Annotated in this window: 7 protein-coding genes; 4 read left to right on the forward strand and 3 right to left on the reverse strand. The window is 65.7% G+C overall.

Features of this window, described 5'->3' with window-relative positions; translation table 11 throughout:
• The coding region (locus JOZ79_RS10015) for a deoxyhypusine synthase (RefSeq protein WP_294073718.1) at positions 1-762 on the forward strand (762 nt) is incomplete at its 5' end.
• Between the two features lie 24 nt (positions 763-786).
• Here the strand turns inward: JOZ79_RS10015 and JOZ79_RS10020 are convergent.
• Positions 787-1,929 carry an alpha/beta hydrolase gene (locus JOZ79_RS10020; protein ID WP_294073720.1) on the reverse strand — a complete coding sequence of 381 codons (1,143 nt, stop codon included), beginning with the start codon at positions 1,927-1,929 and terminating at the stop codon, positions 787-789.
• Positions 1,930-2,066: 137 nt separating this feature from the next.
• Here JOZ79_RS10020 and JOZ79_RS10025 point away from each other — a divergent pair, with 137 nt between their 5' ends.
• The 3 genes from JOZ79_RS10025 to JOZ79_RS10035 all read left to right on the forward strand — a co-directional run bounded on the left by JOZ79_RS10025 (position 2,067) and on the right by JOZ79_RS10035 (position 4,652).
• On the forward strand, positions 2,067-2,573 hold the full coding sequence (locus tag JOZ79_RS10025) for a DUF4142 domain-containing protein (RefSeq protein ID WP_294073722.1): 507 nt from the start codon (positions 2,067-2,069) through the stop codon (positions 2,571-2,573).
• Between the two features lie 115 nt (positions 2,574-2,688).
• The gene (locus tag JOZ79_RS10030) at positions 2,689-4,173 is read left to right on the forward strand and encodes a peptidase S10 (RefSeq protein WP_294073724.1); all 1,485 of its coding nucleotides are present in this window, start codon (positions 2,689-2,691) and stop codon (positions 4,171-4,173) included.
• A gap of 53 nt (positions 4,174-4,226) precedes the next feature.
• Positions 4,227-4,652, forward strand: coding sequence for an MAPEG family protein (locus JOZ79_RS10035; RefSeq protein WP_294073726.1), 426 nt, complete (start codon positions 4,227-4,229; stop codon positions 4,650-4,652).
• Here the strand turns inward: JOZ79_RS10035 and JOZ79_RS10040 are convergent.
• Positions 4,636-5,811, reverse strand: coding sequence for a class I SAM-dependent RNA methyltransferase (locus JOZ79_RS10040; RefSeq protein WP_294073728.1), 1,176 nt, complete (start codon positions 5,809-5,811; stop codon positions 4,636-4,638). The genes JOZ79_RS10035 and JOZ79_RS10040 overlap by 17 nt on opposite strands.
• A partial coding sequence (locus tag JOZ79_RS10045; RefSeq protein ID WP_294073730.1) for an ADP/ATP-dependent (S)-NAD(P)H-hydrate dehydratase occupies positions 5,808-6,258 on the reverse strand: 451 nt, incomplete at its 5' end. The genes JOZ79_RS10040 and JOZ79_RS10045, both read right to left, overlap by 4 nt.

Genomic DNA, 6,258 nt, shown 5'->3' on the forward strand with positions numbered 1-6,258 from the left:
ACCGTCGTCGACATGGATTTCTTCGAAGCGCTTGGCCACAAGCACTATCAAGCCAATGAAATCCCTGATGATGATACGCTGCGCTCGCTCTACATCGATCGCATCTACGACACCTATATCGACGAAGAGCAGCTGCAGGATTGCGACCACACCATCGGTGAGATCGCCAACAGCCTGGAGCCGAAGGCCTATTCCAGCCGCGCCTTCATTCGCGAAATGGGCAAGTGGCTGAGCGAAGGGAATGCGAAGAAGCCCGGCAGCCTCGTCCAACTCGCCTATGAGAATGACGTGCCGATCTTCTGCCCGGCGTTCGTCGACAGCTCGGCCGGTTTCGGGCTGGTCAAGCACCAGGTCGACGCGATGAAGGCCGGCAAGCCCTACATGGTGCTGGACGCCATCGCCGACTTCCGCGAGCTCACCGAGCTCAAGATCGAGGCCGGCACCACCGGCTTGCTGATGATCGGCGGCGGCGTTCCCAAGAACTTCACGCAGGACACGGTCGTCTGCGCCGAGATCCTGGGCCACGACGATGTCGAGGTGCACAAGTACGCGGTGCAGATTACCGTTGCCGACGTCCGCGACGGCGCCTGCTCCTCCTCGACGCTCCAGGAAGCGGCCAGCTGGGGCAAGGTCTCGACGGCGATGGAGCAAATGGTGTTCGCCGAGGCGACCAGCGTTCTCCCGCTTCTCGCCAGCGATGCCTGGCACCGCGGCGCCTGGCGCAGCCGCGCCAAGCGGGCGTTCGCGAAGCTGTTCGACTAAGCCTTGGTCGAGGCGTGCGCGGTCCTAGCCGCGCTCACCTCGCTGAGGCTGACCCATCGCCGGCTGCAAGGACGCCGCGCCGTAGAGGGCGTCGTGCAGGCGCTGACCGGCCCAGGCCTGTGCTTCGCCCGCGGCGGCGATCACCGCGTCGGCCCCGAAGAACTCGTGGGTCGTGCCCGGCCATTCGCGGCGCTCCACCGAAACACCCTGGGCGGCGAGCCGCTGGGCAAGCATTTCGCCTTCCGAACGGAGTGGGTCGATCTGGGCCGCGACGATCGTCACCGGCGGCAGGCCGGCGAGGTTGGCGTTGACGAGGTTGATCCGCGGGTCATTGAGGTCGGCCGGGCTGTTCGCGACGTAGCGAAAGAACCAGGCCATCAGCGCGCGGCTCAACGTCGGGCCGTTGGACGTGTCCTGATACGACGGCGTGTTCAGGTCGTTGCCGGCGATCGGATAGACCGAAAGGATCGCGCGCGGTAGCGGCAGGCCCGCGTCGCGTGCCAGCATGGCCGTTGCCACGGACAGGTTGCCACCAGCGCTCTCGCCCGCAAATGCGATTCGCGACGGGTCGCCGCCAAGGCTCTTCGCGTGGCCAAGCACCCAGCGATAGGAGGCCAGCGCATCGTCATGCTGTGCCGGGAACGCCGCTTCGGGAGCGCGGCGATAGTCGACGGAGATGACCATCGCCTTGGCATTTCGGGCGAGGCCGCGCGCTCCGCCGGCATAAACCTTGCTGTCTGCGATCACCCAGCCGCCGCCGTGGAAATAGAGGATGATCGGAACCGGGCCGTGAACGCCGGTCGGCTTGATCAGAAGCGCGTGAAGCGGACCGGCCGCGCCGCCGACGCTGATGTCGCGCTCGGTGGTACCGGGCGGCGGTGTCGTCGGCTTTCCCTGTTGCCGAAGCACGGCCATGACACCATCCGTGAACGTGGGCTGCTGGCGCGCCTCGGCAGGCGTCAGCGTGTGATAGGGGCGTAGACCCATCGCCTTCAGAGCATCGACGACCGCCTGGTTGTCCGCGCTCGCGGGCGGGCCGCTGGCGGGAATGCCGGGCTGTCCCTGCGGCATCGGAGCCGACGGAGGCACTTGCGCAACCAGCATCGCCGCCGACGCGATCATGGCCCCGCCCATTAGACAATATCCGCCGAACCTGATCGCGACCATCTGTTAACCCCTGTTTCGAGTGAAGATAAAATTTCCAAGACGCGGAACGAGAAACAACTCCGCGGGTTCCGAAGCAAACAATCGAACTTAAATAAAACGGGAGAACAGCGGTGAGGATTTCCTACGGGTGCGTTGGCTTGATTACTGCTGTTATTATTGCTGTTGCTCCAGCGAACGCAGCACTCCCCACGCCACCGCAGGCAGCTGCAACCCAACAGGCGCAGGCATTTCTGTTCTACGGAGGAGCGGGCGACGTTTTCGAAATCACGACCAGCATGATCGCCCTTCAGCACAGCCAGAACCCGCAAGTGCGTGCCTTCGCATCGATGCTGATCGGCGATCATACCAATCTCACGAACAGCAATTTGGCGACGGCCAAGGCCGCCGGCGTCGTGCCCCCGCCACCAGAGCTGTCGCCGATGCAGAAGGGCATGATCACACAGCTGATCGCCGCAGGCCCCGCGAACGTCGACCGCGTGTACCTGTCGCAGCAAATCCCGGCTCACCAGATGGCGCTGCAGATGATGCAGGGCTATGCGAGCTCCGGCGACGTTCCCCAGCTGCGCCAGGCGGCGACGGCTGCCATCCCGGTCGTGCAGGGCCATCTAGCCCAGGCGCAGCAATTGCTCGGAAGTCTTCGGTAGAGCGCCGTTCGACGACGCTCGCCGAACGATCTGCGAAGCGCTTCGCAGTCGCTTGCTCGCTGCCGCCGAATCGGTAAGACCCGAGGGCCCACGTTGAACGGTCCCGGGAGTATTGATGCGCCCTTCCCTTGCCTGTCTGTCCATAGCGGCGGCGGTCTTCCTCGCCGGTCCGGCTCTCGCCGATGACCCCTCCGGCAAGGGCGACGACAAGGACAAGATCAATCTGCCGGCCATGTCGCCAGACAAGACTGTCGAGCAGGCTGCGAACATCGGCGGGCGACTGATCCGATACCGGGCGACGGTCGGCCACATCGATATCGGCGACGACAAGGGCAAGACGATCGGCCAGGTCGTCTACACCGCCTATTTGGTGCCTGGCGCCGCCGAAGCTCGGCCGGTGACCTTCGCCTTCAACGGCGGTCCCGGGGCCTCGTCGGTTTTCCTCAACATGGGCGCGATCGGCCCCAAGAAGGTGGGCTTCGGAGTGGCCGGCGACAGCCCGTCCGACAGCGCTGCCCTGCACGACAACCCGAATAGCTGGCTTGGTTTCACCGACCTCGTATTCATCGATCCGGTGGGCACCGGCTTCTCGCGCAGCTTGGTCGACGAGGACGAGACCAAGAAGGACTTTTACGACGCCAAGACGGACATCGAATACCTCAGCCGCGTCGTCTACGACTGGCTGGTCCAGAATGAGCGCCTGACGAGCCGCAAGTATCTGATCGGCGAAAGCTATGGCGGCTTCCGAGTGCCCAAGCTTGCCTATGAGCTGCAGAGCCGAATGGGCGTCGGCGTCTCCGGCATGGTGATGGTCTCTCCCTATCTCGACCCGGCGGCGGTCGGCGACGAGACGGCGCTTTCTCCGCTGCCGTGGATGATCGACCTGCCGGCGATGGCCGCCGGCCATTTCGAGCGAGAGGGAGCGCTGACTCCTCAGCGCATGGCGGAAGTGGAGAATTACACCCGCACGCAGTTCGTGACCGACTTTCTGGCGGGCACCGCCGACCGCGAGGCGACGAACCGACTGGCGGCCCGAGTAGCGAGCTATACCGGGCTGGACCCGGCGCTGGTGCAGCGGCTCAACGGCAGGGTCGATATCGAGACCTACCTCCGCGAGATCCGCCGCAACACAGGCGAGGTTGGGAGCGTCTACGACTCCAACGTGACGGCCTGGGACCCATTCCCGGGCTCGGCGCAACCGCGCTATAATGATCCGCTGCTCGACGGCATTATTGCCCCGACGACGAGTGCCGCAGTCGACTTCATCACCCACCAGGTCGGGTGGAAGAGCGATGCGCATTACGAAACGCTCTCGTACGACGTGAACAAGGCGTGGAAGCGCGACGCCACGGACTCGCCGGTTACCGACCTGCGCCGGGCGATCGGCAACGATCCCAAGATGCGGGTGATGATCGCTCATGGCTGGGACGATTTGTCCTGCCCGTATTTCGGGTCGCGCCTGATCGTTTCGCAGATGCCCAACCAGGGGCCGTTCCAGAACATCCAGCTGCACGTTTATCCGGGCGGCCACATGTTCTACGCCCGGCAGGATAGCGGGGCCGCGTTCCGTCGGGACGCGATGGCCATTTACGGACTCTAGCCGGCTTGCCAAGCGCGATCGGCTGACGCAGCGTCCCGGTCGGGGGATATCCGATGCCGATTAGTCCATTGCTGGGTCCTGTTGTCGCGCTGGTGGCTTGGACCCTCCTGATGCTGGTGTGGATGGCCGTGAAACGGGCGCCGATGCTGCGAGGTCGCAACATTCCCGATGGAGGGCGCGGCGTCGACCTGGAGCGGGCGGTCCCCGGCAAGGCGCACTGGCCAGCCCATAATTACATCCACCTGATGGAACAGCCGACGATCTTCTACGCGATCGTTTTTGCGCTGATCCTGATGCGCTTCGACGCGCCCATCAATGTCTATCTCGCCTGGGGCTATGTCGCGTTCCGGGTGCTCCACAGTATCGTCCAGGCGACGACGAACGTCGTGCGCGTGCGCTTCGCGCTTTTCGCCCTATCAACCCTGTGCGTGGTCGGCCTGACGACCCACGCCGGCTTGAGGATCATCCTCGGCCACTGAAGGCTGCGGCGAGTTCGACGTGAGTCGACCAGCGGAACTGACCGACCGGGCGCACCCACTCGAGAAGATATCCGCCATCCACCAGCAGTCGCGCATCGCGTGCGAAGGTCGCGGGATTGCAGCTGACGTAGGCGATCCGCCCGACAGCACGGCTCGCAAGGGCGCGGACCTGCACCTCCGCACCGGCTCGTGGCGGGTCGAGGATGATGGCGTCGAAGCGCGCAAGCTCGTCAGGCGCGAGCGGACGGCGATAAAGGTCGCGATGCTCGACGGCCATGGTGGGCACAGCGCTCTTCAGGGCCGCGGCGGCATCACGCGAGGCCTCGGCGGCGTAGATGGCACCGGTGGCGAGCGCGAAAGTGCCCAACCCCGCAAACAGATCGGCGACACGCGTGCCTCCAGACACCGCTTCGCGAACGCTGGCGGCAAGCACGCCCTCGCCGTCCTGCGTCGCCTGCAGGAACCCGCCGACGGGAAAGCCGAGCGGTCGGCCGGACAAGGTGACGGTTGCGAGCCGTGGCTCGAACAGCGTTTCAGGGCCGAGCCCCCGATCGATCGCGAGCCGCGCGAGATCCTGCGCCAACGCGAAGGCGCCGAGTCCTTCGATGCTCTGCAGGTCGTCGGCGGCAATTTCCTTGAGCAAGACATCGACGCCGCCATCGACGAGCGTCAGTTGAACCTCGGCAGGGCGGCGAGGCTCGAGCAGGTCGCCGAGCAGCCGCCGAAGCGGCGCGATCAATGCGAATAGTTCCGACCGTAGGACATGGCATTCGCGCATATCGACGATGCGGTGCGATTTCGCGGCGTTGAAGCCGATCGCAACCCCGCCGCCCACCTTCAACGCCCGCAAGGTCGCCCGTCGACGGCTTCGCGGCGGCGACAGGTGCGGCTCGCGAATCTCGGTGGTCAGCGCATGCTGGGCAAGCGCTGTTTCGATGCGCGAACCGAGGTAACCCCGGTAGGCATCATCGTCCGCATGCTGGAGCTGGCAGCCGCCGCACTCGGGGAAGTGGCGGCATGGCGGCGCCTGGTGATGCGGACCCGGTAAAAGCTCGCCACGATCATGCAAGACATCGCCCGGGACGCCGAACGGGACATGGCGGCCGCTGGCGGTGACTCCGTCGCCACGCGCCGCGATCCGAATGACGGGATCGCTCATGAGAGTGCGGCGATAGCCTTGGGGATGGCCTCGACCAGGTCGTCGGCGATCATAGCCGGCCCCGCGATCTCGGCGGCGCGGCCGTGTAGCCAGACGCCCGCCGACGCAGCCTCGAAGGCCGGCAGCCCCCTCGCCCGCATCGCCGCGATCATCCCGGCGAGCACGTCGCCAGTGCCGGCGCTCGCAAGCCAGGAGGGCGCGGGCGAAGCGAAGCCCAGGCGGCCGTCGGGAGATGCGACCAGCGTGTCCGGACCCTTGTAGACGACCGCAGCACCGCTGATCGAAGCGGCGGCGAGCGCGCGCTCGGGCTTTGAGCCGGGCAGATCGCCGAACAGCGTCTTGAACTCGCCCTCGTGCGGGGTGACGATCGCATCCTGCCCGCGCAGACGTTCCGGCTCGCCCAGATGGCCCAGGCCGTCGGCATCGATGACCTTGGGCGCACGCGAG

This window comes from Sphingomonas sp., assembly GCF_019242355.1.
In the GTDB taxonomy this organism is placed as follows: domain Bacteria; phylum Pseudomonadota; class Alphaproteobacteria; order Sphingomonadales; family Sphingomonadaceae; genus Sphingomicrobium.